The sequence below is a fragment of the Rhodanobacter sp. MP1X3 genome (assembly GCF_014207165.1).
Classification (GTDB): Bacteria; Pseudomonadota; Gammaproteobacteria; order Xanthomonadales; family Rhodanobacteraceae; genus Rhodanobacter.
This window is the reverse complement of the sequence record NZ_JACHCO010000001.1, coordinates 1,301,755-1,327,561: the sequence shown is the minus strand read 5'-3', so window position 1 is coordinate 1,327,561 and position 25,807 is coordinate 1,301,755. Positions and strand designations below refer to the sequence as shown.

At 60.8% G+C, this 25,807-nt stretch carries 21 protein-coding genes; 7 read left to right on the top strand and 14 right to left on the bottom strand.

All coding sequences use genetic code 11. The features are described 5' to 3' along the window. Positions 1–114 precede the first annotated feature (114 nt). The gene (locus HDE79_RS05465) at positions 115–1,218 is read left to right on the top strand and encodes a putative zinc-binding peptidase (RefSeq protein ID WP_184600857.1); all 1,104 of its coding nucleotides are present in this window, start codon (positions 115–117) and stop codon (positions 1,216–1,218) included. Between the two features lie 86 nt (positions 1,219–1,304). On the opposite strand, the gene cycA is transcribed toward HDE79_RS05465, so the two are convergent. Then, entirely contained in the window at positions 1,305–2,678 is a 1,374-nt protein-coding gene (gene cycA, locus HDE79_RS05460) for a D-serine/D-alanine/glycine transporter (protein ID WP_184600856.1), read from the bottom strand. Between the two features lie 475 nt (positions 2,679–3,153). Between cycA and HDE79_RS05455 the strand changes: the two genes are divergently transcribed. The 3 genes from HDE79_RS05455 (at position 3,154) to HDE79_RS05445 (ending at position 9,321) form a co-directional block, all read left to right on the top strand. Then, positions 3,154–5,421: a TIM-barrel domain-containing protein gene (locus HDE79_RS05455; RefSeq protein WP_184600855.1), complete on the top strand. Its 2,268-nt coding sequence runs from the start codon at positions 3,154–3,156 to the stop codon at positions 5,419–5,421. 181 nt (positions 5,422–5,602) lie between these two features. Next, positions 5,603–7,831, top strand: coding sequence for a Six-hairpin glycosidase-like protein (locus HDE79_RS05450; protein ID WP_184600854.1), 2,229 nt, complete (start codon positions 5,603–5,605; stop codon positions 7,829–7,831). Further along, a complete protein-coding gene (locus HDE79_RS05445; RefSeq protein ID WP_184600853.1) occupies positions 7,828–9,321 on the top strand; it encodes an MFS transporter in 1,494 nt (497 codons plus the stop codon). Before HDE79_RS05450 ends, HDE79_RS05445 begins: the two co-directional genes overlap by 4 nt. Positions 9,322–9,338: 17 nt before the next feature. On the opposite strand, the gene HDE79_RS05440 is transcribed toward HDE79_RS05445, so the two are convergent. From HDE79_RS05440 to HDE79_RS05420, 5 genes are all read right to left on the bottom strand, one after another. Further along, on the bottom strand, positions 9,339–10,409 hold the full coding sequence (locus HDE79_RS05440) for a LacI family DNA-binding transcriptional regulator (protein ID WP_184600852.1): 1,071 nt from the start codon (positions 10,407–10,409) through the stop codon (positions 9,339–9,341). A 166-nt stretch (positions 10,410–10,575) separates the two neighbouring features. Then, positions 10,576–12,405, bottom strand: a complete 1,830-nt coding sequence (gene recQ, locus HDE79_RS05435) for a DNA helicase RecQ (protein WP_184600851.1) — start codon at positions 12,403–12,405, stop codon at positions 10,576–10,578. A 467-nt stretch (positions 12,406–12,872) separates the two neighbouring features. Further along, entirely contained in the window at positions 12,873–13,550 is a 678-nt protein-coding gene (locus HDE79_RS05430) for a hypothetical protein (protein ID WP_184600850.1), read from the bottom strand. Between the two features lie 56 nt (positions 13,551–13,606). After that, positions 13,607–14,047: a pentapeptide repeat-containing protein gene (locus HDE79_RS05425; RefSeq protein WP_184600849.1), complete on the bottom strand. Its 441-nt coding sequence runs from the start codon at positions 14,045–14,047 to the stop codon at positions 13,607–13,609. 585 nt (positions 14,048–14,632) lie between these two features. Beyond that, positions 14,633–14,968, bottom strand: a complete 336-nt coding sequence (locus tag HDE79_RS05420) for an MGMT family protein (protein WP_184601132.1) — start codon at positions 14,966–14,968, stop codon at positions 14,633–14,635. Positions 14,969–15,108: 140 nt separating this feature from the next. On the opposite strand from HDE79_RS05420, the gene HDE79_RS05415 reads away from it, so the two are divergent. Further along, a complete protein-coding gene (locus HDE79_RS05415) occupies positions 15,109–15,513 on the top strand; it encodes a hypothetical protein (protein ID WP_184600848.1) in 405 nt (134 codons plus the stop codon). A gap of 21 nt (positions 15,514–15,534) precedes the next feature. Here HDE79_RS05415 and HDE79_RS05410 read toward each other — a convergent pair whose 3' ends face one another. Together HDE79_RS05410 and HDE79_RS05405 are read right to left on the bottom strand one after the other, a co-directional pair. Continuing rightward, positions 15,535–16,653, bottom strand: a complete 1,119-nt coding sequence (locus tag HDE79_RS05410; RefSeq protein WP_184600847.1) for an inorganic phosphate transporter — start codon at positions 16,651–16,653, stop codon at positions 15,535–15,537. 96 nt (positions 16,654–16,749) lie between these two features. After that, positions 16,750–17,379, bottom strand: a complete 630-nt coding sequence (locus HDE79_RS05405; RefSeq protein WP_184600846.1) for a pit accessory protein — start codon at positions 17,377–17,379, stop codon at positions 16,750–16,752. 134 nt (positions 17,380–17,513) lie between these two features. Between HDE79_RS05405 and HDE79_RS05400 the strand changes: the two genes are divergently transcribed. Then, on the top strand, positions 17,514–18,839 hold the full coding sequence (locus HDE79_RS05400) for a hemolysin family protein (protein WP_184601131.1): 1,326 nt from the start codon (positions 17,514–17,516) through the stop codon (positions 18,837–18,839). A 66-nt stretch (positions 18,840–18,905) separates the two neighbouring features. Here the strand turns inward: HDE79_RS05400 and HDE79_RS05395 are convergent, their stop codons facing one another. After that, a complete protein-coding gene (locus HDE79_RS05395; RefSeq protein ID WP_184600845.1) occupies positions 18,906–19,703 on the bottom strand; it encodes an RNA methyltransferase in 798 nt (265 codons plus the stop codon). 147 nt (positions 19,704–19,850) lie between these two features. On the opposite strand from HDE79_RS05395, the gene HDE79_RS05390 reads away from it, so the two are divergent. Next, the gene (locus HDE79_RS05390) at positions 19,851–20,654 is read left to right on the top strand and encodes an inositol monophosphatase family protein (protein WP_184600844.1); all 804 of its coding nucleotides are present in this window, start codon (positions 19,851–19,853) and stop codon (positions 20,652–20,654) included. Between the two features lie 88 nt (positions 20,655–20,742). On the opposite strand, the gene HDE79_RS05385 is transcribed toward HDE79_RS05390, so the two are convergent. The 5 genes from HDE79_RS05385 to HDE79_RS05365 form a co-directional block, all read right to left on the bottom strand. Further along, complete coding sequence (locus tag HDE79_RS05385) at positions 20,743–21,480, bottom strand: DUF2968 domain-containing protein (RefSeq protein WP_184600843.1); 738 nt, start codon at positions 21,478–21,480, stop codon at positions 20,743–20,745. Between the two features lie 139 nt (positions 21,481–21,619). Then, positions 21,620–23,395 (bottom strand): TadG family pilus assembly protein, encoded by a 1,776-nt coding sequence (locus tag HDE79_RS05380; protein ID WP_184600842.1) that lies wholly within the window; start codon positions 23,393–23,395, stop codon positions 21,620–21,622. Positions 23,396–23,407: 12 nt separating this feature from the next. Then, positions 23,408–23,905 (bottom strand): DUF3613 domain-containing protein, encoded by a 498-nt coding sequence (locus HDE79_RS05375; protein ID WP_184600841.1) that lies wholly within the window; start codon positions 23,903–23,905, stop codon positions 23,408–23,410. Beyond that, entirely contained in the window at positions 23,902–24,735 is an 834-nt protein-coding gene (locus tag HDE79_RS05370) for a Flp pilus assembly protein TadD (RefSeq protein ID WP_184600840.1), read from the bottom strand. Before HDE79_RS05370 ends, HDE79_RS05375 begins: the two co-directional genes overlap by 4 nt. Before the next feature lie 86 nt (positions 24,736–24,821). After that, the gene (locus tag HDE79_RS05365) at positions 24,822–25,781 is read right to left on the bottom strand and encodes a type II secretion system F family protein (protein WP_343205907.1); all 960 of its coding nucleotides are present in this window, start codon (positions 25,779–25,781) and stop codon (positions 24,822–24,824) included. Positions 25,782–25,807 lie beyond the last annotated feature (26 nt).

Genomic DNA, 25,807 nt, shown 5'->3' with positions numbered 1-25,807 from the left:
CGGCGAGCGGTGAACGAAGTCGGCGCAGCAGTTCACTGGCAGCATGCGCGACTGCCGACAAACTGGACTGGATGAAGGTTCGCCCGGACGCGGCCAAAGGGGTACTCAAACTTCATGAAAACGTTCCACTGCAACAGCTGCAACCAGCAGGTATTTTTCGAAAACGTATTGTGCGAGCGCTGCGGCCATATGCTCGGCTATGTCTACGATCTGGACGACGTCAGCGCGTTCGAGCCGGACAACAACGGCTTCTGGCGCAGCCTGGATGCGCGCACGAATGGCCGCAGCTACAAGCAGTGCCAGAACTACATCGCCGAACACGTCTGCAACCGGATGATCCCGACGGACGATCCCGAAGCACTGTGCAAGTCATGCCGGCTGACGCTGACCATTCCCACCTTGTCGTCCGACGAAAATCGCGAATACTGGTACAGGCTCGAGCGCGCCAAGCGCCGCCTGCTCTACACGCTCAGCCATCTCGACCTGCCGATCGAGTCACGCGAAGAAAATCCGGAAACCGGCCTCGCCTTTGAATTTCTGGAAAACCAGCAAGGCGAACCTCCAGTACACACCGGCCACTCCGACGGCCTGATCACGCTCAATATCGCCGAGGCGGACGACGCTTATCGCGAGCGCACACGCACGCGGCTGCACGAACCGTATCGCACCCTGCTCGGTCATTTCCGTCACGAGATCGGCCACTACTACTTCATGCGCCTGATGCAGGAAGGTCAGCTGATGGACGAGTGCCGCGTAGTTTTCGGCGACGAGCGCATCGACTACGGCGAAGAGATCGAGCGTCATTACAAGCAAGGCCCACCGGCCAACTGGGCGGGGTCGTATATCAGCGCCTACGCCACGATGCATCCCTTCGAGGATTGGGCCGAAACCTGGGCGCACTACATGCACATGGTCGACACCCTGGAAACCGCCAGCGCCTGCGGCCTGATGCTGGCGCCGTCGAACCCTAGCGAACCCTCGCTGCAGGTCGAACCGGTGGATACGGTGACACGCTCCTTCAGTGAAATGATCGAGCGCTGGTTTCCGCTGACCTACGTACTCAACAGCCTCAACCGCAGCATGGGCACGCCAGACGGCTATCCGTTCGCACTGGCGTCGCCAGTCATCGACAAGCTGCGCTTCATCCACAAGGTGATCCGCACGCAGGGACAAGCGTCGGAGCATATGCAGGAGGATTCAAACCTGCGCACCGCATGATGCCTTGGAGCCTGAACGGGTTCGATGCGCTGAGCACGGTTATCGCGAGTACTTAGCGCATCGTCCCCATACTTTTCAAATATCGGTCACGACACCGACCGGCGCTTCAGCAAGTAGCCCGCTGCCAACAAGAGGAACCACACGGGGCTCGCCAGCAATGCCTGTCGGGTATCGGCCTGTAGCGTAAGCAGGACGACGACGAAAGCAAAGAAGGCCAGGCACACGTAGCACATGAATACGCCGCCGGGCATCTTGTACGCGGACTCTGCATGCAGAGCGGGACGCTTGCGACGGTAAGCAATGTAAGCGCAGAGGATCAGCGACCACACAAACATGAAGAGCACGGCGGCAAGCGTGGTCACCAGCGTAAACACGGTGACCAGGTTGGGGATCACATAGACGAGCATGGCGCCTACCAGCAGGCAAACGCACGAAAAAATTAATCCCCGGGAAGGCACGGATGCCTGCGACAGGCGCGCGAATGCCTTCGGCGCGTGATTCTCTGCAGCCAGGCCGTAGAGCATTCGGCTGGTGGAAAATATGCCGCTGTTGGCTGACGAGGTAGCCGAGGTCAACACGACGAAGTTGATCAGGCTTGCAGCGGCAGGAATGCCCGCAAGCACGAAGAGCTCCACGAACGGACTCTTGCCCGGCACCACCTGACGCCAGGGCGTTACGGCCATGATTGCGATCAGTGCGAGCACGTAGAAAAGCATGATTCGCACCGGAATCGAATTGATCGCCTTGGGCAAGTTGCGCTGGGGGTCTGCCGTTTCTGCCGCCGTAGTACCCACCAACTCAATTCCGACGAAAGCGAACACCGCGATCTGGAAACCGGCGAAGAAGCCGCCGAGACCCATGGGGAAAAGACCGCCATCGTTCCAGAGGTTGGCGAAGCTGGCCCGGTGTCCGCTGGGCGAAGTAAAGCCGTAAGCCACGAGACCCAGGCCTGTCACGATCAACGCGCTGATGGCGATGATCTTGATCAGCGCGAACCAGAATTCCATCTCACCGAAGAGCCTGACGGTTGCGAGGTTCAGCACCAGCAGCAGGCAGACGCAAAGCACCGCCGGGATCCATGGCGCCATTCCCGGGAACCAAAACTGAGCATAGGACGCGATCGCGATGACATCGGCGATGGCGGTGATGATCCAGCAGAACCAGTAGGTCCAACCGCAGAAGAAACCTGCCCAGGGACCCAGTAGGTCCGTGGAGAAGTCGATGAAGGATTTGTACGAAAGGTCGGAAAGTAATAGCTCGCCCATCGCGCGCATGACGAAGAACAGCATGCCACCGATGATCAGGTACACCAGGAGAATCGAGGGGCCGGCCAAGCTGATCGTCTTTCCCGACCCCATGAATAACCCGGTGCCGATGGCGCCGCCGATGGCGATCAGCTGCAAGTGGCGGTTCGACAGGCTGCGATGGAGATGGTCTGGTTGGTCCGGGTGCTGGGACATGTGTACTCCTGTGAGTGGCAGGGGATGACGAATACAATGGATATACGGCTATGACGCAGCTCCGCTCGACGACGGAATGCCATGGGACGTAGAAGACAGCCGACTGCAGCAGAGTGCCCTGCATGCCTGATCGAATCAACGCCTCCTCGACGGGCCGCTTCGCATTATGGTTGGCCCGCTCGCTGATGACTGGGTGAATCGCGCTTGAGAACACAAAGCGACGTACGCCAGCATGAATACGTATGCACCGATGTGCCTTCGCTCGATGTCCGGCCTACCATGGCCGCACCCGAGGGAGACATGTGATGGCCATTCATCCGAAGCGCAACAATCGACGCAGCAGCGTCAGTCGGGATTATTGCTGATGAGACTCCGCGTCTGCCTGCCGCTTCTTTTCCTACTGATGCCGGATTTATCGCAGGCCTCGCCCACATCGACGCAATCGCCAGATCGTGCAGCGCTTTGCAGCGCGTGCATGGAGATACCGCTTGAAAAGGGCCGGCTGTCGATAGCACTGGTCGCTAACGATACCGTGAAGGTGCAATTCCTGGCTGATGCACCGGCTCCAACCGAATCCCTCGTACTCGATCCAACGTGGCACGCAGCGACAGCACCATCTGCACGCGTGCAGGAGAATTCATCCACGCTGGAACTCGATGCGCCGCAGGTGCATGTGATCTGGGATAAAAAGCGGCGCGAGTTGAGCATCGAGGATGCCGATCACCAGCCTCTGCTGCGTCAATACGATCTTGCCTCACTCGCTCGCGGCGAACTGCATCTGTCCCACGCCGCCAGTGATCCGATGTACGGCATCGGCGGCTACAACGCGACCGAGACCGTCTCCGCAGGACTCCTTCGGCATGGCCGCCAGTTGGCCACCGCCGGGGCACAGGGGCATGCCGGTGCGCCCTTGGTCTGGAGCACCGCCGGCTACGGACTTCTGGTGATTAATCCCACTACCAGCTTCACCCTGGTCGGGTCGCATCTGGACGTCCAGGCGCCCGCCGGCAATCTCGATTACTTCATCGTGCTCGGTCGCCCCGATGATATTTTCGCCGCGATCGCGCAGCTCAGTGGACACTCGCCGTTGTTTCCGAAATGGGCCATGGGCTTTACCAACAGCCAGTGGAGCATTGACCAGAAAGAGTTGCTGTCGATCGTGGACACCTATCGCCGCAAACATATCCCGATCGACAACTTCACTCTCGACTTCGACTGGAAGGCCTGGGGTGAAGATGATTACGGCGAGTTCCGCTGGAACCCGGCGAAGTTTCCCGACGGCCCCAGCGGCAAGCTGAAATCGTTGCTCGATCAGCGCGGCATGCACCTCACCGGCATCATGAAACCACGCATTCACGTCGACACCGTCGAAGGTCGTTACGCCACCGCACACGACTTGTGGTTTGCCGGTAAACCGGTGAGTGACGATTATTTTTCGCATAAGCCCGTGCGCGATATCGACTTCGACAAGCCCGCCGCACGTACATGGTTTTTCAACAAGACGCTGGAACACTCGTTCGACACCGGCATCGTCGGCTGGTGGAACGACGAAGCCGACGACACCGGCCGCGACAGTCAGTTTCTCAACATGCAGCGTACGCTCTACGACGGCCAGCGCGAGCATTCCGACCAGCGCGTATGGTCGGTCAACCGCAATTTCTGGCTTGGCGCGCAGCGTTACGCCTACGGCCTGTGGTCTGGCGATATTGCCACCGGCTTCGCCAGCATGGCCGGCCAGCGCGCGCGCATGCTCAGCGCGATCGACGTAGGCGCGATGCAGTGGAGCATGGATGGCGGCGGCTTCCACGGCCATCCTTCCAACGAAAACTACGCGCGCTGGATCGAGTTTGGCGCGTTCACGCCGATCTTCCGCGTGCATGGCGACTTTCGCGAAAAACGTCAGCCGTGGACCTACGGCAGCGACGCCGAAAAGGCCGCCACCGATGCAATCCGCCTGCGCTACGCGTTGATCCCGTATATCTACAGCTACGAATACACGCGTCATGTCGATGGCGTCGGCCTGGTTCGGCCACTGACCTTCGACTGGCCGCAGGACCCCCAGGTGCGCAACGATACCGATGCCTGGATGTTCGGCGATAGCCTGCTGGTCTCGCCAGTGGTGGTTCAGGGACAAACCGCCAAGGACATCTACTTGCCCGCCGGCACGTGGACCGACTGGTTCAGCGGCAAGCTCTACCAGGGCGGCCAGCGCGTCCACTACGTCATCGACAGCTCGCATTGGCACGATATTCCGCTGTTCGTGCGACAGGGCGCGATCATCCCGACGCAGCCCATAATGGACTACGTCGGTCAGCACCCCGTGACAGAGCTCGACGTCGAGATTTTTCCAGAAGATCGCCGCACCCACTTCGACTATTACGACGACGATGGCAGCACCTATGCGTACGAGCACGGCGCGTCGTTCCGCCAGTCGCTGGCCGTGCAGCGGCAGAGCGGCACGGTACACGTTGACATCAGTGCTACCGCAGGCAGCTATCGGCCGGATCTGGCGTTCTATCTGCTGAAGATTCATGGCGGCGCGGCAGCTTCCGTTGTCACGGACAGTCGCGCCATGCCGTCATTTGTCAGCCTCGATGCACTGTTGCACAGCGCCGGCGAAGGCTGGTCGCGCGGTCACGACACCTACGGCACAGTCACCTATGTACGGGTCAAGGCGGCCGTTGCGCGAAATATCGCGCTTGCGCTGAAAGACGGTGCCCCGCATCCGATGCCGTCGCCCTGAAGCACGCCATCGCTGCTGATTTGCGAGCATGAATACGTATGCAGCCGCTGGTTGCTGCATTGCGACGCTGTTTACCATGGGCGAATAAGCCATGCCGTAACGGCAAGGCGCAGCGGGATCACGCTGCAGGGGAGCGATCGATGCAACCGATTACCACAGCCGCACAGCGCACCATGCCGACATGTTGAGCATCCTGCTGACGACCGCGCTAGCGGCCAGCGCCGCGACATCGGCGTCCGCATGGCAGGACGGGCTCGACTGGCACGGCGTGCATGTCGCGATGACGCGCGATGCGCAAAGCAACTACACGCTCGCATGGCCGTATGGGCAACGCGTGATTGCGGTGCAACCGATGCGGGTCGATACGACCAGCACCTTGTTCAATGGCCTGTTCGCGATGGCGCAGGACGATCTCACGCAGGATTCTGTCAGCGCGATCCGCGACAATGCGTTCGATCATGGCCAGCCCATCCCCTGCCAGTGTTTTGAGACCGGCTTGAAATGGCCATACGTGTGGACGCGTGACCTGTCGTACTCGATTGATCTGGGTTTATGGCGATTTGATCCGGCACGCTCACGCAACAGCCTGCAGTTCAAGCTCTCCGATGTGCGCGGACCGGATAGCCGCGCCCCTGCTGCGACACAGGGATCGGCCTCCATCAAAAGCGTCGTGATGCAGGACACCGGCTCCGGTGGCAGCTGGCCGATCAGCACGGATCGCGTGGTGTGGTTTCTCGGTGCGCGCCATCTGCTCGGCGACAAGGCGTTTGCCGCGGACGTCTACCGGGCACTGCGCGATACGCTGGCACAAGATCGTGCCTACGTGTTCGATCGCAACGTCGGGCTCTATCGTGGCGAAACCTCGTTCCTCGATTGGCGTGAACAGAGTTATCCGGTGTGGACGCAGAACAACGTGGTCGCCATCGCCCAGTCGTTTTCGCTATCGACCAATGTGCTGCACTACAGCGCGCTGCAGATGGCCGCCGCGATGGCCGTGTCGCACGGCGATGCGAACGCAGCAGCGGACTATCGCACGCAGGCCGCAGCTCTGAAATCGGCGATCAACGCACGCTTCTGGCGCAACGACCGAAAGATGTACATGAGTTACATCGGCGGCGACGGTACGCCTTACGACACCTACGATCTGCTCGGCATCGCGCTGGCCATCACCAGTGGTGTGGCGGACGATGATCGCGCGCAGCGGACGCTGGCCAACTATCCGACCTGGCCTGCCGGCAGCCCGGTGATCTGGCCCGAGCGCGCCGATCAGCCGATCTACCACAACCGCGCGATCTGGCCTTTCGTCAGTGCCTATGCGCTGCGGGCCGCGCGCAAGGTCAACGATCCGGCACGGATAGCGCACGAGCTGCGATCGATCATGCGCGGTGCGGCGCTGCATGGCTCCAACATGGAGAATTACGAGCTGCTGACCCAAGGCCAGCACATCGACGAAGGCCAGCTGAGCGGCCCGGTAGTCAACTCGCCGCGGCAGCTGTGGTCGGTCGCTGCCTATCTGGCCGCGGTAACCGAGGGTGTGTTCGGACTCGAGGACGACGGCCGTATCGAACCGAAGCTGCCGATGTCGCTCGTGCCGATGCTGTTCGGCGCGCGCCGCTCGATCACGCTGTCGCTACCCAACCAGACGATTACGCTGCAGCTGCCCGCGACGCTCGGCGATGGCAACCTGCTGGTCGCCGATCACGCCAGCACAGAGAGCACCACGACGGTGGTGACGCTCAAGGCGATGCATGCGGCCGACACACCGCTACGCGAGGATGCGCCGCTCTACGCACCAACGGCGCCCGCTGCGCCTGTGGTCACGACAGCGGCCGATGACTGGCGCATTCAGGTCGATGGCAAGGCTTTGCTTTACGTCAACGGTCAACGGCAACCCGCGACTGATGGCTCAGCGTCCATCGCCAAACAGACTGGCCTGCAATGCATCTCGACGACGCGCACCGATGCGCAAGGTATCGAGTCCCTGCAAAGCCCGGCTGTATGTGTCGGCGACCTTGCCAACGTCACCGGTGCGTGGCCTCGCCGCTGGACGGCGACCACTGGCGGCAACTATCGCGTGTGGCTGAACTACGCCAACGACCACGGACCGATCAATACCGGCATCACTGCAGCCGTGAAGGTACTGGTGGTCGACTGCGCCGGTCGCGACGCACAGCGCGTGCCGCTGGTGATGCCACACAGCATCGGCCTGCAGGCATCCACCTATGGCGAGTTTTCCGCAAGCGCTGGCGCCGCTTGCCGCTTCAGCCTCGACGACGGTTTCAACATGAGCTATCTCGAGCACTTTGCGCACTATACCGGCGGCGCGGGCGGCATTGCCGGGCCATTGAACGACGCCGATATCCACGAGTTGCAGATTGCCCTGCTCCCCCAAGAGACCACACCACCATGAAAGCCAAGCCCACGCTGTCGTTCTGGCAGATCTGGAACATGTGCTTCGGTTTTCTCGGCATCCAGTTCGGCTTTGCGCTGCAGAACGCCAACGTCAGCCGGATCTTCCAGACGCTCGGAGCGGATGTGAACGACATCCCCGTCCTGTGGATCGCCGCGCCGCTGACCGGGCTGATCGTGCAGCCGATCATCGGCTATTGCTCCGATCGCACATGGAACCGCTTCGGCCGCCGGCGACCGTATTTTTTCGCCGGCGCCGTGCTGGCTACGCTGGCTCTGCTGGCGATGCCGAATGCGCCGGTGCTATGGATGGCCGCCGGCCTGCTATGGATCATGGACTCGTCATTCAACATATCGATGGAGCCCTTTCGAGCCTTCGTCGGCGATCAGCTGCCGCCGTCACAGCGACCGCTGGGCTACTCGATGCAGAGTGTGTTTATCGGCGTAGGTGCCGTGGTGGCCTCGTTCCTTCCCTACCTGCTCACGCGTTGGGGCGTGGCCAATACCGCAGCGCCGGGCGAACTTCCGCATACCGTCAAATTTGCTTTCTATATCGGCGGCGCAGTGCTGCTGGGTGCCATGCTGTGGACGGTGCTGACCACCAGAGAATATCCACCAAACGAATTGCAATCCTTTGCCGACCCGGCGATTGCCCAGGCACCAGCGGATGCTTCGGGCGCATGGAAACTCGGCGTCGTGTTTCTGGCGCTTGGCGCACTGATGGTTTTTTTGATCATCCACTTTGCGCTGGAGAAAGAGCTTTACCTTCTCGCTGGCGGGCTGGTCGTGTTCGGGCTGCTGTTTGTCTGGCTTGCGTTCACTCGCAGCACGGGTCCTCTGCGCCAGATCATGGGCGATCTCCACGATATGCCCAAACCGATGCGTCGGCTTAACTGGGTCCAGTTCTTTTCGTGGTTCGCGATGTTTGCCATGTGGATCAACACCACATCGGCGGTATCGCAGACGTTTTACGGCAGCAGCGACACCACGTCTATCGCCTACAACGAAGGCGCCAATTGGGCTGGCGTCTTGATGGGCAGCTACAACGGCGTCGGCGTGCTGGCGGCCGTACTCATTCCGTTATTGGTGCGCCTGCTCGGCATGCGCGTCAGCCATCTGCTCAACCTGTGGCTGGGCGGCGTGGGCTTGCTGTCGTTTCTGTTCATTCGTGATCCGCACTGGCTGCTGGTGTCGATGGTCGGCGTAGGCTTTGCCTGGGCGTCGATCCTGTCGCTGCCGTACGCGCTGCTGTCGGACAACCTGCCCGCTGCCAAGATGGGCATCTACATGGGCATCTTCAATTTCTTCATCGTCATTCCGCAGCTGCTGGCGGCCAGCGTGCTCGGTGTGCTGCTGAAGCTGTTCTTCCACGGCCAGCCGATCTGGGCACTGGCGCTGGGTGGTGCCAGTCTGATCATCGCTGGCTTGTGCACGCTGCGCGTGCGCGAGCCGGAGGCGTCAGGTTCCGCAACCTCGGGCAAGGCAATCTAGCTGTCAAACGAACAGGTTTATCGGATACCTGTCGTTTCGCGCTTCGCTTTCCTGGTCACCGCATGACTCCGTTCGCTCGAACGTCGCAGCGTGAGTGTGGCGGGGAGGACAACGCTTTCGGCAGGCTGCCCCCTGATCAGGTTGAGCAAGCTTTCGACCAGAACCTCGCCAGCCTTGCGCGTGTCCTGCACAACCGTGCTCAACGGTGGATTGACGAAGCTGGCCATGGCGATGTCATCGAAGCCGACCACCGCGACATCCTGCGGCACGCGCAGGCCATGATCGGACAGCGCACGCATCGCGCCAATGGCGATCAGATCGCTGGCGGCGAATACCGCATCGAACGCCACCTTGCGCGCGAGTAGCGTACGCATCGCTTCATAGCCGGAGTGTTCGGTGCTTTCCGCATCCACTTGCAAGGCTGTCTGCGCTATCTGACCGCCCTGTACGAGTGCGTCGGCATAGCCGCGATAGCGCTCGAAGAATTCCGGATAGTGGCTGGACGCATCACCGAGAAACGCAATGTTCCTGCAGCCCTGTTCAAGCAGATGCCGGGCGACCGCGTCACCGCCCTGAAAATTGTCGCAGCCAATCGACAGGCCGGGCTGATCGGGCAGCACTGCCCCCCAGCGCACGAAGCAGGTGCCGTGCGCCACCAGCTTGTCGAGCTTGTCACGATAGGCGATGTAATCGCCGTAACCGAGCAGGATGATGCCGTCGGCCTTCTTGCTCTCGGCGAAATCCGCATGCCAGTCCTGCGACAGCTGCTGGAACGAAATCAGCAGGTCGTAACCCTGTTTGGCGCAGGCGCGAGTGATCGAGCCCAGCATCGACAGGAAGAATGGATTGATATGCGACTCGTCGGTCGTCGGATCCTCGAACAGCAACAGCGCCAGCGTGCCCGAATGCATGCGACGCAGATTGGAGGCGTTCTTGTCGACCTTGTAGTTGAGCTGATCCACCGCGACCTGGATGCGCCGTCGCGTCTCCTCGTTGACCAGCGGGCTGCCGCGCAACGCCCGCGACACCGTGGACTGGGAAACCCCGGCCAGATGGGCGATATCGAATGAGGTGGACTTGCCCTTCATGCGCGCTGCTGCGTAAACCTTTGTGGTGCGGCACGGTCATGCCGAAGCACGCCAAGTCCTTGCGGCCATGCCCTGCAATTGTTGCCTGCGTGCAGTCATAGTACCCGCCGCAGCGCAGCACGAATGGGTGAGGCGATTCCGGTCAGGCATCAACCGGGCGCTGAGCCTATTCCTGCGCGTTGATCACCGCCAGAAAATCCCGGCCGTAACGCTTGAGCTTGGCTTCGCCGACGCCACTGATCGTAGCCAACTCCTCCTCGTTCGCCGGCAGCGCACGCAGCATCGCCAGCAAGGTTGCATCATGAAACACCACGTACGGCGGCACGCCGTGCTGCTTGGCCAGCTGCGTGCGCACCGCGCGTAGCGCATCCCACATCGACTGCTCGTACGCCTCGATACCAAGGCTGCCGCCCCCGCTCCTATCACCGCTGGCCAGTTTGCTGTCACGGCGACGGCTGCCGCCGCGCGGTGGCCGCACGTCTTCGCGCAGCTTCACCGTCTGGCCACCGCTGAGCACGGCGCGACTCGCCGTCGTCAGCCGCAGCGTGCCGTAGCCTTCGGCATCCGCCTCCAGCAGGCCGGCGGCCAGCAGCTGACGAAACACCGAACGCCACTGCTTTTCGTCCATCGACGCACCGATACCAAAGGTGCTGAGCTGATGATGATTGGAACTCAAGACCTTCGGCGTCTCCTCGCCACGCAAGATGTCGATCACGTGGCCGGAACCGAAACGCTGGCCGCTGCGATACACCGCCGACAGCGCCTTTTGCGCCGGCACCGTGGCATCCCAGGTTTTCGGCGGCTCGATGCAGTTGTCGCAATGGCCGCACGGGCCGGGATAGACCTCACCAAACGCACCCAACAGCAACTGGCGACGACAGTCGGTCGCCTCGGCATACGCCAGCAGCGATTCCAGCTTCTGTCGCTCCACACGCTTGCGATCGTCGGCCGATTCGGACTGCGCAATCATCTGGCTCATCGTCACCACATCGGACAGGCCGTAGATCATCCACGCCTCGGCCGGCAGACCGTCGCGCCCACCGCGGCCGGTCTCCTGGTAATAGCCCTCCATGCTGCGCGGCAGATCCAGATGCGCCACGAAACGCACGTCCGGCTTGTCGATACCCATCCCGAACGCCACCGTGGCTACCATCACCACGCCGTCCTCGCGCAGAAAACGTTTTTGATTGGCGCTGCGCTTGGCCGCGTCGAGACCGGCGTGATACGGCAACGCCTCCACGCCCGATTCCGCCAGCCACTCGGCCGTCTCGTCCACCTTCCGGCGACTGAGGCAATACACGATGCCCGACTCGCCGCGATGACCTTCCAGAAATTCCGCCAGCTGCCGCTTTGCGTTATGTCGCAACCCCACGCGATAACCAATGTTCGGCCGATCGAAACTGGCCACAAACTGCCGCGCCTCCTGCAGCGACAGCCGTTCGACGATCTCCTCGCGCGTGCGCGGGTCGGCCGTGGCCGTGAGCGCGATGCGCGGCACCTGCGCAAAGCGCTGATGCAGCACCGCCAGCTCGCGATACTCCGGCCGAAAATCGTGTCCCCACTGCGATACGCAGTGCGCCTCGTCAATCGCGAACAGCGCGACCTCGGTGCGCTCCAGCAAGCTGAGAAAGCGCCCAGTCAGCAGCCGCTCCGGCGCCACGTAAAGCAGGTTCAACTCACCCGTCAACAGCTGTCGCTCCACCTCACGCTGCTCATCGGCCGGAATGCTGGAATTGAGAAACGCCGCCGCCACGCCGGCCTCGCGCAGCGCATCGACCTGATCCTGCATCAGCGCGATCAGCGGCGACACCACAATCCCCGTCCCCTGCCGCACCAACGCCGGAATCTGATAACACAGCGACTTGCCGCCGCCAGTCGGCATCAGCACCAGCGCATCCCCACCCTCAACCACATGGTCAACGATGGCCTGCTGCTGGCCGCGGAAACTCGGATAACCGAAAACAGTTTGAAGAATGTCGAGAGCGTTGCTTGGCATCCGCCCATGCTAACAAATGGACGTTACGCACTGGGCTGATTGGGCTGTGGGTTTGCGTCGCGACGCACCCGCTCAGCTCTCCCTGAGCGTAACGGAGTGAAGTCGAAGGGATTTGAACGTGACGTTGTAGTCGCGCTTAAAGCAAAAGCTTTCGTCCTCCTGCGGAGGCCGAGCTACTTTCTCTTGAGTGGCCAAGAGAAAGTAGCCAAAGAGAAGGCCACCCCACTTGGCGCTTGTCGGGCTACGCCCGACAAGTCCGTGAGCCGTAGCCGGGCTTTTCGACAGGACTCCTGTCCTGACGAAAAGGAATCGACATCCATGTCGATTCCCCTGCGGGCCTATCGACCACGTCTCACCGCCGCACAGGGGAGTTGGAAAAGCAGAGCGGCTTTCCCGACAATTCACCTAAATCATAAAACGCCGGAGTTGAACACGGCGCAGCCATTCGACCGGTTAATTGGTTAGACCTAAACCTTGCCGATCTTAATGTAACTAAGGTCAATGCAGTGATTATGAAGCCACCGATGTATGTCACGAGGCCAATAAGGAATGACCGGCTCCGTATGCGTGGGTATGGGATCCTCAGAACACAGGAATGAGTTAACGCGTATCGCGCTAAACCGACAGGTGTCCTTGAAAACGTAGCGCAAGAAAGCATGGCTAACTTTTAATGCGCGAACCGCATCATCTGGATGGCCATAGCTGGCTATCTTGGACAATCCAAGAGACTTGGTGCGAGGTGAGCGCGAAACAGACCCTTCGGGAGACCATGACTCCCAGATGGTCTTTTGGCTTTTTGGATGTACGAACGAATCACGTACTTGCTTCAGTTCCGAGACGCCTTGTACTTCATGGCGAGCCCGGTCGAATTGGCGCTTTGGAAAGCGAAGTTGTACAAAAATCTCGAACTTGGAAAGGAAGGGAAGCCGGTCTATGTCATTAGCGAATCCGTTTCCGAGTGCTAGAGCGTCTATGCAGGTATTAGCAGATGCTTCCAAAAGATGAGTCGAAGCAAGGAGTGCGGAACGAGATAGCGAATTTTGAAACTCAAGGCCGTATTCAGTCTCCGCGCGCATGGCGAGCATGATGCTGTCCAGCAAGAACGTCATCGTGCTTCTATCAACTGATTGCGGCGCAATATCCATAATCTCTAACGTCGGAGTTAAGCGGCGGCGCAGCCGTCTGCTTTTTTAATGAGTGTTTAGCCGATGCTAAGCATGCCAGCAGTCTCGGGGTTGAATCCCTTCGGAAATAGCGTGTCGGCATCGTACTCCGCACCTAAGAAATTGCATTGATTGACAACGGCATCTGTAAAGTTAGCTCCTTGCAATCTGGCAGGGCCTCCAAGATTGTCAATTCCCAGATTGGCGCGTCGAAGATTGGCGCCGACAAGAAGTGTGCCCATTAGATTGGCTCCACGAAGATCTGCGTCCTCGAAGTTGCAGCCGGTTAGATCGGAGTCCTGAAACATTGCCCAATAGAGACATGATCTAGCGAAGCTACGACCGCGCAGAGTCGACATGCATGTAGCGCACAGCCCGCTTAGGTCGCCATCTTCTAAATCGACTGTGTCGGACGGAAAGTAGATAGTGGCGATATGAGCGCCGTCATCATCTTGAATGGTTTCGCGGCGCTTTGACATGAAGGCTACTGCTTGATTAGGCCGAGATTGAGACCATGCGATAGATGTTCAGGCCCGCTGTGTCTTGCGTCAAGCGAGAGAAGGCCCAGCGAGGAGGTGCTTTCGATGATGCGTTGGGCGCATTACCAGTAGATCAAGGCGTGCATGCAAGATCGAGATCGTCGCAAGCGCGCAGGATGCGCGCTGCTTTTAAACGGGCCCCTGTGCGGCGGTGAGGTGGGGTCGACAGGCCCGCAGGGGGATCGACAGGGATGTCGATTCCTTTTCGTCAGGGCAGGATGCCCTGTCGAAAAGCCCGACCGCGCCTCACGGACTTGCCGGGCAGGACGCCCGGCAAGCGCCAAGCGGGGTGGCCTTCTCTTTTGGTTACTTTTCTCTTGGCCACGCAAGAGAAAAGTGACTTGGCCGCCGGTGGCGGACGAAAGCCCGCGGCAGGCGAGCACATTACCGAAGTCATTTCGGTTATCGCCTAGACACACAGCTCGCATCGGACGAAAAATCTAAAACCCCGCGAGCACCCGCCCCTCACCTCAATCCTCTCCCCCACGGGGAGAGGAAGCATCACGTGGGAGAGGATGCAGAAGCCTACGGCATCCCCCACAACTCCCGATCCAAATCCCCATCCAACCCAAACACCGCCAGCGCCACACGCCCGTTCTTCACCTCAACGCCTTCGGCCCGCAATAGCCGGGATTGTTCGCGGAACCCACGGCTCCCCACCGGCATCGCGATATGCCCACTGGCCCGCAGCACCCGGTACCAGGGCAACACCATCTCCTCAGGAACCTCACCCAGCAACCGCCCGACCAGACGCGCCCTGCCCGGCAGCCCGGCACGCGCCGCAATCGCCCCATAGCTCGCAACGCGCCCATAGGGAATCGCCACGATCGCCGCATAAACGCGCGCATGCTTTTCGTCGATAGTCGAATTCATCAACATTAGCTCTCGCCCAAATTGCGCCACACGACACGCTACCTAGCAGCGCGGACCGCTGCCAACGCGACGTTAACGCATGGTCGTGGCAAAGTAGAGCGCCCAACGTAAGCGAAGGAAGTCGCACCATGCGCCACTTCGAAGCTGTGCGATCACATATCGGCAGCCAGCACGCGCTGCGCCACAACGATCCGTATCTGATCAGTTTCGATCTGGAGCTGTCGGAGGATCGCCATCAGGGCATTTATCTGGCGGAACTCGAAGACGAAGCCGAGCGGCGCTATTTGCGCATATCGACACCGATCGGCCCGCTGGCCGGCACGGATCCGAGCCGCTGCCTGCGCTTCAACTGGCAGCAGCGCACCGGCTTTCTGGCGGTAGCCGACCTGGATGGCGCACCGTACCTGCACCTGTGCGAAAACCGGCCATACGAATTTCTCGACCGCAACGAACTGCAGCGATTGATTGGCGAACTGGGTACGCTCGGTGATCAGCTGGAGCAGATCATCAACGCGACCGAAAACGCGCTGTAACGCTGCTTGGCCGATTGTCTTCTACAAGAACATCTTCACGGCTTTGACAAAACCGTAGGCGAGCAGCGCGGTCACCGGCAAGGTGAGTATCCATGCCCAGACCATGCGCTCGACCACCGACCAGCGGATCGCACTGAAGCGCTTGGCCGCACCGACACCCATGATCGATGCCGACACGTTGTGCGTGGTCGACACCGGAATGCCGAACATCGATGCGGTGAGGATCACCGCCGCCGAACTGGTTTCGGCGGCGAAACCATTGATCGGATGCAGCTTGACCATCTTGTGGCCCAGCGTCTTGATGATGCGCCAGCCACCACCAGCTGTGCCCGCAGCCATGGTCAGCGCGCAGACCACTTTCACCCAGATCGGGATAGCGAAACCGCCCGCAGTGTTCTCGGCAATTTTCAGAAAACCCAGCCATTGCGGCAGCTGATCGAACTGATGTGCCGCGGTGCCGCCGGCCAGCGCCAGCGCGATGATGCCCATGCTTTTCTGCGCGTCGTTCATGCCGTGTGCCACGCCCATCGCGGTGGCTGACACGATCTGCGCCTTGCCGAAAAAACTGTTGACGAAGGGCGTGCGGCCGAATCGGTGCAGCCAGTTATGCCGGTTGGCAAACCAGGCCAGCAGCGCGTACAGCGCGCCCATCAAAACGAACGCGACGATGAAACCACCCAGCGGCGACAGCACCATCGGAATGATCACTTTGGGAATCACGCCGTGCCCGGTAATCAGGTTGCCCTGCGCCCAGATCACCGAGCTGAAGTCGTTATCCGACGCGGCCAGTGCGGCGCCGACCAGCGAACCGACCAACGCATGACTGGAACTGGATGGCAGGCCCAGCCACCAGGTGATCAGGTTCCACACGATAGCCGCCAGCAGCGCGCAGATCACCAGTTGCGGGCCGACGTCGACCACGCCGGCATTGATCAACCCCGAAGCGATGGTCGCCGCCACGGCGGTACCGAGCATCGCACCAAGCAGGTTGGTGACGGCCGCCAGCAGCACAGCCTGACCCGGCGAGAGCACCTTGGTGGCAACCACGGTGGCGATGGAATTGGCGGTGTCGTGAAAGCCGTTGATGTAAGTGAAGGCCAGGGCGATCAACACCTCAGCGACGACCAGGCTGAGACTCATGCCTGATCTCCGGCAATACACTGCTTGCGACTGAGCGACGAGATCACGATCGAATGGCGCGCTCTTCTAAAGATGCTGAGGATCACCGCGCCGTCCTCAGGAATTCTTGAGCACAATCGAGTAGACGATGTTGCCGACATCGCGGCATTTGTCGATCGCCTTCTCGATCAGCTCGAACAGATCCTTGGCCAGCATCGCACGCATGGCATCACCACCTTCAACGTACAAGGTGCGATAGGGATCGAGCAGCATGCGGTCGCCCTCGGACTCCAGCGCCTGCAGGCGGTCCTGCAGCTTCTTGACCGGGTCGATGCGCAGGCCGCGGCGCAGCTCGCCGATCATCTCCTCGACCACCTGGCTGGAACGCTCCAGCACCAGCGCGCGCTGGGCAAAGTTCACGCCAACCAGGCGATTGGAGACAATCTCGTAACGCTCGGCGAATTTCTCGATGGTCTTGGGAATCTTGTACAGCGCCGAGTTCAGCGCCTCGATATCCTCGCGGTCCAGCGCGGTGACGAAGGTATTGACCAGGCCTTCGCTGATCTGCCCGGCCAACGCCTTTTCGCGGGCGCGGGTGGCCGTGAAGGCCGCCATGACCGAACCCTGACCGGGCTTGCTGAGCAACTCATGCAAGGCTTTGGCGCTCTCGCAGACGGTGGCGGCGCTCTGTTCAAGCAGGCCATAGAACTTGTCGCCTTTGCCGAAAATCGTCTGCAGTGAAAACATGCGGGCCATGCCTGAGGAAGCGAGATGACGGGCATGTTACAGGACGCCCGCCGCGCCCCGCACCACTCCCCACGTGAACTACGGCCCGCATGCCCTTACACTGGAGCCATGTCCCGGAAGGTATTCTCAACGCGATGCTGATTGAAATTGCGCTCGTCTTTGTGCTGGCGCTGTGCAACGGTTTTTTCGCTTTGTCCGAGATGGCGCTGGTCGCCTCGCGCAAAAGCCGCCTCAAGCAGATGGCGAAAACCAGCCGCCGTGCCGCCATGGCGTTGCGTCATGCCGAGGCGCCGGAGCACTTTCTTTCCACCGTGCAGGTTGGCATCACGCTGGTGATGCTGATTACCGGCTCGATCGCTGGCGATGCGCTGGGCGGCCAGATCGGCGAGATCCTGCACGATGGTGGCCACACGGCATGGCTGGAGCCCTATGCGCGGGTACTTGGCATCGTGCTCGGCTTCGTGCTGATTTCCTTTATCCAGATCGTGATCGGTGAGCTGGTGCCGAAGCGGCTGGCGCTGTCGTCGCCGGAAAAATTTTCCGGCTACATGGCCTTTCCGATGCTGGTGCTGTCACGGATCACCGCGCCGTTCGTGTGGCTGCTGAACGTGTCGAGCAACGCGCTGCTGCGGCTGATGCGGATCAACCAGCACGGCCGTGGCGTGGTGTCCGAAGAAGAGATCCGCATGCTGGTGGCCGAGAGCGCCGAACAAGGCGTACTCGATCCGGACGAACACAACATGGTCAACCGCGTGCTGCGCCTGGGCGATCGCACGGTGGACAGCGTGATGACGCCACGCATGCGCATCGCCTGGCTGGACATCGCCGCGCCACGCGAGGAAAACGTCGAGGTACTGCGGCAGACGCCTTATTCACGCTATCCGGTCTATCGCGGCGACGAGAGCGAAGTGGTCGGTGTGGTCGAGGTAAAACGCCTGCTGCACAGCTTTGCCGATGGCCAGCTGGAGCTGTTCCAGCACCTGTCCAAGCCGCTGTTCGTACCGGCCACCGCGCGCGCGCTCGATTTGCTGGAAGAGTTCCGCGACGCGGAGACGCCGCTGGCCCTGGTGGTGGACGAATACGGCGATATCGAAGGCGTGGTGACGGTCAACGACCTGCTGGCCGCGGTCGTCGGCGTCAGCCAGATCGCCCACGGCAGCGATGCCGAAACCGGCCCGATCGTGCAGCGTGCCGACGGCAGCTGGCTGATCGACGGCAGCCTTTCCACTGACGACCTGCGCGAGCTGCTGCATCTGGATCATCTACCCGGTGAAAAAGAGCACGACTTCCGCACCATCGCCGGCATGGTGATGACCGCGCTGGGCCGCATCCCGCAGACCGGCGAATTGTTCGAATGGCGCGGCATCCGTTTTGAGGTCGTCGATCTCGACGGTGCGCGCATCGACAAGTTGCTGGTGACGCGGATTGCCGAGTATGAAGCGGACGAAAAGACCGGCTAGCGCGGCTGGCGAATGCCTGGCGCTGCCTGCGTCCGGCCGTCCCTACAATCGATCCTTCCAGGCTTGTTATGACTGATCCGCGCTGTTTCCCGCATCGCGGTTATCCATACCTTTGATTCCGGCGAGTCGTGCCATACGCTGCGTATCCGCCAGGATGCCGTGCAGCAGTCGCAACTCGCGCTCGTCCATCTGAATCCGCTGATAGATCTTGCGCAGGCGCAGCATCACCGTGGTCGGCGCGCGGCCCTTGTGGAAATCGATGTCGTCCAGCGTCTGCAGCAGGTGCGTGTAGAACTGCTCCATCTGCGCCGCATCGGCCGGCGGCTCGTCCTCCACGGGCTCGAACGTCGGCACGTCACCCAGCATCGCCACGCGCAGTTCGTACGCCATCACCTGCACCGCCTGCGCCAGATTGAGCGAACTGAAATCATCCACGCTGGGAATGCGCACCATCGCATGGCAGCGCGCCAACTCATCGTTCTCCAGACCGGTGCGCTCGTTGCCGAACACCAGTCCGACGTCTTCCCCGCGCGCGGCGGCGGCCAGCGCCTGGGTAGCCGCTTCGCGTGGCGAAATTTCCGGCAAGTTCACGCCGCGACGGCGGGCGGACAGGCCCAGCACGAGCCGGCTGCCGGTCAAACTTTCCACCAGCCCATCGTGGATACCGGCATTGCCGAGCACATCATCGGCACCGGCAGCCAGCGCATTGGCCTCTGCGTCGGGAAAGCGTGCTGGGGACACCAGCTCCAGCCGCGTGAAGCCCATCGTGCGGATCGCCCGCGCCGCACTGCCGATATTGCCCGGATGTGAGGTGCGCACCAATACATAGCGGATACGGGCAGTGAGGTCGTTGGGTGCAGACATGGCGTGGTTGCCGGTGTGTGGATCAGCGAGCAAGGATAACGGATGCTGCGCCCACCGAAGCCACGCAAATCACCCCGGAAGGCCCGAACGCCGCGCCTCTGCTAGACTTGTGCATCGCGATTCCGCTCTTTTGCAAAGTCCAAGGCCATGCCAAGACCCCACGTCACGATCGCGGCGCGCGCCGCGCGTTCTGCAGGCAACATCATCCTGCGCTACATGAACCGCATCGACGGCCTCAACATCGTCGAGAAGCAGCAGCTGGATTTCGTCTCCGAAGTCGACAAGCTGGCCGAGGCGGAAATCATCAAGGAACTTCGCCGCGCTTACCCAGATCATTCGATCCTGGCCGAGGAAAGCGGCGCCACCGGCAAAGGCCCGCTGCAATGGGTAATCGATCCGCTGGACGGCACGCACAACTACCTGCGCGGCATCCCACACTTCAGCGTATCTATCGCGCTGCTGGAAAAGGGCGTGCCGATTCACGCGGTGGTGTTCGACCCGCTACGCGATGAGCTGTACACCGCCAGCAAGGGCGACGGCGCCTACATCAACGACCGCCGCATGCGCGTGTCCAAGCGCGAAAATCTTGGCGGCGCGATGATCGGCACGGGTTTCCCGTTCCGTCAGCGCGAACACCTCACCGCGCAGCTGGACATTACCCGCGCGATCCTCGGCCAAGCCGAAGACATCCGCCGCTCCGGCTCCGCCGCGCTCGATCTGGCTTATGTCGCTGCTGGCCGTTACGACGGCTATTTCGAGATTGGCCTGAAGCCGTGGGATTTGGCGGCCGGCGTGCTGCTGGTCCACGAAGCCGGTGGCCGCTACTGCGACTTCGCTGGCCGCGATGGCATCCCCGCCAGCGGCAATATCGTCGCCGGCAATCTCAATGTGGCCAAGGCCATGGTCGATGCGATCGGGCAACAGGCGACGCCAGCGCTGTTGAAGGCTTGAGCTTTCTCGACTGTACGCAATCGCCACAGCACTTGGCTGCGAATACACCTGGAGAGCGGCGTCGTTGAAAAGCACGCCGCTCAAATAATCAGGGAGACGAGCCCGAAGACGCCGGCGCACTGCTGGCTGGCGCACCAGTGGAAGCCGGTGTGCTTGCCGATGGTGGCGGCGGTAGCGCCAGGTCGGGGTTGTTCTGCTGCGCTTCCAGCGCGTGGATCTGCTGCTTGACCGAATCGAGCTGAGTGCTGGTCGTGCTCAGGTCTTTGCTCAGCGAAACCGCCTGCTGCTGGGCCTGCTGCAGTTGCACCGCCACCTGTTGGGACTCCTGTTGCTGCTGCGCCGCATCCTGTTGCAAGTTCTGCAATCGCTGCTGGTTCAACGCCATCATATGTTCGGCGTATTTGTTGCCGGCCTGCAGGCGCAGTGCATCGATATCCACCTGCGCCAGCTGCTCGGTCTGTGCGACGAAGGTGCGATAGATGCTGTCGGCATTCTTCATCGAATCGGTGCTGATCACCCGCCAGAACACCTTGTCGTGGAACAGCGCGACGAAGTAGGTGAGTTTTTCAGGCTGAAACAACTCGCTGGCACCGTAGGTACCGTTGTAGGTGGTGCGCATTTCGGTCAGCTGATGCGTGTCGACCAGATGCTGCAGGTAAGCCACCGAACCACCAGACGCCGCCGCGTTACCGGCGGCTGCAACCTGGCCTGCCGGTGATGGCGACCCACCGTCTGTCGCGGCAAACGCCGAAAAGCCCACAAAAGTCAGCCCGAGCATCAACCCCCGGACGCATCGTTTGGCCGCGTTGCTAGTCATTGCATTCATCCCCTGCGTTCCCGGCGATTGTACTTTGGATGGCTCTGGAATAACGGCCACCAGAAGATGTGCCGAACATTTCCTTATCCCGTCGAGTCTAAAGGTGCCGTATCGAGGGTCAAGTGGCTACTTCAGCGCCGTAGGTTTCTCAGTACACCAGCTGGGGAGTGGTATTGCAGTTAACCGACAGCAGGCTCACCTGGGCAGTGCCGATATTAATCCCTAGCGCCTGCAGAAGCGGACCAACCAACAGGGTATCCAGGGACGACAAAACCGGCGCCAGCGCAGCCGACAAGGTAGCGAGCAACGACGCGACCGGCGCCAAATTGATCGGGAGACCCAAAAGGTTGATGGTGACATTCAGCGACGTTGAGCCGAGCAGGCTGCCGATGAGGTTTCCAAGCACGGCCGACGACGTACCCGCCGTTTGGGTCATGCCCGACTGTTGCGAAACCGGAATTGTCGGGTCGACGCTGAACGTAAGTGCCGTGGCCGGATTGGCTGCCAATTGCACGTTGGCGGACGCAGATATCGTGGCCAGGTTAAGAACGTTGACGAGTTGAGCAAGGCTTCCACTTGAGATCAGCGAGGACCAGGTCTCGCTCGTATTGCTGAACGCGGCCGACGGCAGCTTGCCAAGAAACGCATTCAATACTCCCGGAGCTGCTGTGATCGTCACACTGTCTGAGTTTACCCCACCACTGCCTGGCACATTGCATTCAATCGCGGTTATGGTGCCGTCGGTAGGCGCTACCTCGAGGTAGAGCGGCAGATCCAGCAACTGCTGGCCGTTAATAGGTGTACTCAGCGCGGTTACGTCCAGGTCGAGTCGAATTTCCGCGGTGTGTGCAACGGTGCCCACGCCGCCGACGCCAATCTGAGGCGGTTCAACGATACTCAAGGCCAGACTGATCGTCGCCACGCCCGGTATGCTGATGCTCGTTGCCGGCAGCGCAACAGCGTTGGCGCCATCGGCTGCCAGCACGACGGCACTGAGGATATCGAGCGCGTTGACGTCGACATTGAGGGCGACATTGGGATCCTCAGTAGTTGCGTCGACGTTGAGGATCTGGCCCAGGTTGATGGGAATATTTCCGAGCTGCAGCTCAATGGCAGCGACCTGTTGATTGACAAAGGCAAGGTCAATCGTTGAGGCGCTACTACTCTGCGACAGTGCATTCACGTACGCAGTAAGAACATCGGTGACCGTCACCTGGGTCGTCAAAACACTGTTGACGGTACCAACGTTGACAGGCAGCGCATTGACCAACCCGAGCAGGGAAATGTTGGCATTGGCAATGCCGTTGTAGCTCAGCAATTGCAATCCCAACGACGAGCCGAGGGCCGTACCCAGTAGTGTGCCCAGAGGGCTGCTCGGGTCGATGTTGAGCAGGCTGGAACCCACCGAGAATGCCGCGATGGGTTGACCCTGACTTGCCGCAATGGCGGTGGCATTGATACCGTCGAAATTGGCGAATCCGAAGAACGGGGTCACTGGCAGCGTTGCCTCCACCCGCACGGCATTCAAGGGCAGTGCGGAAGTCACGCTCACAAAGTGCTGAGCGCCGGCCTGGGTTGGATCCCAGTGGCCGCAGGTAATCACCAACTTACCAATAAAGCCGTTATCGGTCCTTGCATTGCCCAGTGCCGCGCTGTTGCTGCTGTTGTCGGTAGAGCAGGCCGTCAACTGCTGCGCGCCCGCCAGCGCAGCGAGATCCACCACTTTCTGCGTCTCGCGTTTGGCCCAATACAGGTAGCCGATTTCAACCAGCCCCAGCATGGCGACCAGACCCACCAGCATCAGCATCATGGTGACCGCCATCGAGCCACGCTGGCGTGCGCGAGGCATGCGCACGAACAGGTTTGTGCATCCACGTTCGCAAGACGGCGATGTTGGGCCGGTGACCTGTCCGATCGCGCTCATGACAGCCTACCTCTACTGGCTATAACTGCTGCTATTGCCGCTGCCATTGCCGTTATTTCCAACATTGGTTTTGAAGAACTCCGGAATGTCGTGATTGAAACTCTTCAGGTAGCGGCTGTAGCTGGCGCTGGCTTCCACACCAAGCATAGGTAACGGCTTTCCCGCCTGACTGCCATCAGCCTGCATTTGGAGAAGGTTCCGAGTGGTTTCACCTACCGACGTGCCAGGTGAACGGTGTTGTCCGACAGGGGGCGGCGCAACGGCAGCGGATGCCACTGCCGGCGGAGCCGCCGCGTAGCTGCTGTTCAACGGCACGGTGACTGCGGTTGATGTCTGTGCTGCAGCCGGCACTGCGGTTGCCTGCGCCGGTGCGGCGGCAGCAGTCGTGCCGCCGTCACCCAGCATCTGTCCGGTCACCGGCACCTGCTGCGCCACAGCACCTGCCGGAAGCAGGGCAAGAACCAGAGGCAGAATCACGGAAGATGCCGCCGTCGCGAAATGAATCTTCATGGATGGACCTCACTGGTCTTGGACGATGCACCGAAACGTTCAAGCATGGATTCAGGAACGCCACCACTCTGGGAAACCGGTGGCTGGGTCATTTGCGAATCGTCGGATGATGCCGTCGCACCTGGCGTCGATTGGGACGGCAGCAGTGCCATCGCGGTGGGGCGCTCGACCTGTTGTGCGAGCTGCAACTGCACCGCCAGCGTATGTATCTGCTGCCGGGCAGCTGTTGGCAGGTTGGCCCGCTGCATGGCTGCGTCGGCTTGCGCATAGTCGTTGTTGAGCAACATCCACAACACCAGATTGGAAATCGCCCTGACGTTGGCCGGCGCCAGTTCAGCCGCCTTGGCCAGGGGCTCATGCGCGGCGGTTATCTGGCCAGCGCGCAGTCGCTGATAGCCCAGGTCACCCAGATAATCGACGTTGACGGGGTCCATCTGCACGGCTTTTGAAAGCGCCTGTTCGGCCGGCATGTTCTGCTTCTGCGCTGCTGCGATCAGGCCGAGGCCATGCCATGCGGCACCCGCCTGATCGGTATGCAGAAGGTCTGCATAGAGTTTTTTCGCCGCATCGATCTGTCCGGTTTCACGCAGTGCGTCAGCCTGCAGACGACTCAATTCTGGCGGGCTGCCGTAGCGCTGACGGAAAGCTTCGATATTCGCCAGAGAAGCGTAATAGGCACCCTGCTGCTGCATCTGGCGGATCAAATCCAGATACATCGGCTTGCTGTTCTTGTCGCTCTGCTGTGACGGCTCGGATACAAGCTCGGGCTGAACGTGGTTGAGGTATCCGCCATGATTGGCGCATGCGCTCAGCAACAGCGAGCTACCCAACAACGTAATCGAGCATGCCCTGATAAAGGGCCGGCGGAGAAGAGTGCGGGCAAACGTTGAACGTCGAGATGGCGATAGGGTCATGATCAATGTCCTTTCAGCTTGGCCATGGTGCTGATCAGCGAGACGATGGCAGGGCCGGCAAGCACCGCCATCAGCGCGGGTAGCAGGGTCAGCATCATCACCAGAGTCATTTTTACCGAGAGCTTGCCGGTCTTTTCTTTCATGCGCAGCTTGCGCTGCTCGCGTAGCCGCTCGGCGAATTCACGTAACGGCTCCTGCACCGCACCGCCGTGCAGATGAACCTGCAGGATCATCTGCACCAGGCTTTTCAGATCCTGGTTGTCGAACGATTCGGCCAGACGCCGCAAGGATTGATCCCGCGGACGACCATGCATATAGGAAATGTTGGCCTCATGAATCTCCCGCCCCAATACCGGGATCACAATATGGAAGCACTCGGCGATCGTCTGCAGGCTTTGGTCCATGCTGAAACCGATACCTTGCAGCAGTCGCAACAAGTCGACCAATAGCGGCAGTTCGCCCTCGACCCGCTTGCGCAAACGGGCGGCCCACGAACTCAGAAAAATCTTTGGCAACAGCACACCAGCCGCCAGCGCAGCCAGCAACTCGGCGAAGGCCTTCGCACCGGTAGGCCGCAGTAGTGCCATCACCATGATCGGCAGCAGCAACGCCATCACCAACCGCAGACCGAGAAAAAGCGCGCGACCCGAGGTGGTGTTGTGGTTGGTCTGATCCAGCAATAACAGGTCTTCCTTTGCCAGCAGAGCCTTGCCCAGACGTCCATCTTCAAAGTGGGCCCCGATCGACTCCAACCAATGCCGACAAGTACGCCAAAGGTTTGCCGCACCGCCAGTGACCGGCTTGCCATCCGGGCCCTGACGAAGCACACGTGCCAGGGCGTCATTGATCACCTGCTCGCGCTGATCACTCTGCCGCACCTGATACAACAGGCTCCAGGCCAGCAACACCAGACCGAGTGCCAGGACGAGTGCCGCTGATGCAAGAAGCAGTCCGGCGATCACGGGACACACTCTCCTGAAGTAATGGC

What these genes read in the sequence shown, in the direction of transcription:
- HDE79_RS05410 (WP_184600847.1), bottom strand. Translation starts at nt 16,653, where the DNA reads ATGAGTCTCAGCCTGGTCGTCGCTGAGGTGTTGATCGCCCTGGCCTTC.
- HDE79_RS05415 (WP_184600848.1), top strand. Translation starts at nt 15,109, where the DNA reads ATGCGCCACTTCGAAGCTGTGCGATCACATATCGGCAGCCAGCACGCG.
- HDE79_RS05375 (WP_184600841.1), bottom strand. Translation starts at nt 23,905, where the DNA reads ATGAAGATTCATTTCGCGACGGCGGCATCTTCCGTGATTCTGCCTCTG.
- HDE79_RS05385 (WP_184600843.1), bottom strand. Translation starts at nt 21,480, where the DNA reads ATGAATGCAATGACTAGCAACGCGGCCAAACGATGCGTCCGGGGGTTG.
- HDE79_RS05450 (WP_184600854.1), top strand. Translation starts at nt 5,603, where the DNA reads ATGTTGAGCATCCTGCTGACGACCGCGCTAGCGGCCAGCGCCGCGACA.
- HDE79_RS05440 (WP_184600852.1), bottom strand. Translation starts at nt 10,409, where the DNA reads ATGAAGGGCAAGTCCACCTCATTCGATATCGCCCATCTGGCCGGGGTT.
- HDE79_RS05395 (WP_184600845.1), bottom strand. Translation starts at nt 19,703, where the DNA reads ATGTCTGCACCCAACGACCTCACTGCCCGTATCCGCTATGTATTGGTG.
- HDE79_RS05400 (WP_184601131.1), top strand. Translation starts at nt 17,514, where the DNA reads ATGCTGATTGAAATTGCGCTCGTCTTTGTGCTGGCGCTGTGCAACGGT.
- HDE79_RS05425 (WP_184600849.1), bottom strand. Translation starts at nt 14,047, where the DNA reads ATGTCAAAGCGCCGCGAAACCATTCAAGATGATGACGGCGCTCATATC.
- HDE79_RS05380 (WP_184600842.1), bottom strand. Translation starts at nt 23,395, where the DNA reads ATGAGCGCGATCGGACAGGTCACCGGCCCAACATCGCCGTCTTGCGAA.
- HDE79_RS05430 (WP_184600850.1), bottom strand. Translation starts at nt 13,550, where the DNA reads ATGGATATTGCGCCGCAATCAGTTGATAGAAGCACGATGACGTTCTTG.
- HDE79_RS05455 (WP_184600855.1), top strand. Translation starts at nt 3,154, where the DNA reads ATGGAGATACCGCTTGAAAAGGGCCGGCTGTCGATAGCACTGGTCGCT.
- HDE79_RS05465 (WP_184600857.1), top strand. Translation starts at nt 115, where the DNA reads ATGAAAACGTTCCACTGCAACAGCTGCAACCAGCAGGTATTTTTCGAA.
- recQ (WP_184600851.1), bottom strand. Translation starts at nt 12,405, where the DNA reads ATGCCAAGCAACGCTCTCGACATTCTTCAAACTGTTTTCGGTTATCCG.
- HDE79_RS05390 (WP_184600844.1), top strand. Translation starts at nt 19,851, where the DNA reads ATGCCAAGACCCCACGTCACGATCGCGGCGCGCGCCGCGCGTTCTGCA.
- HDE79_RS05405 (WP_184600846.1), bottom strand. Translation starts at nt 17,379, where the DNA reads ATGTTTTCACTGCAGACGATTTTCGGCAAAGGCGACAAGTTCTATGGC.
- HDE79_RS05445 (WP_184600853.1), top strand. Translation starts at nt 7,828, where the DNA reads ATGAAAGCCAAGCCCACGCTGTCGTTCTGGCAGATCTGGAACATGTGC.
- cycA (WP_184600856.1), bottom strand. Translation starts at nt 2,678, where the DNA reads ATGTCCCAGCACCCGGACCAACCAGACCATCTCCATCGCAGCCTGTCG.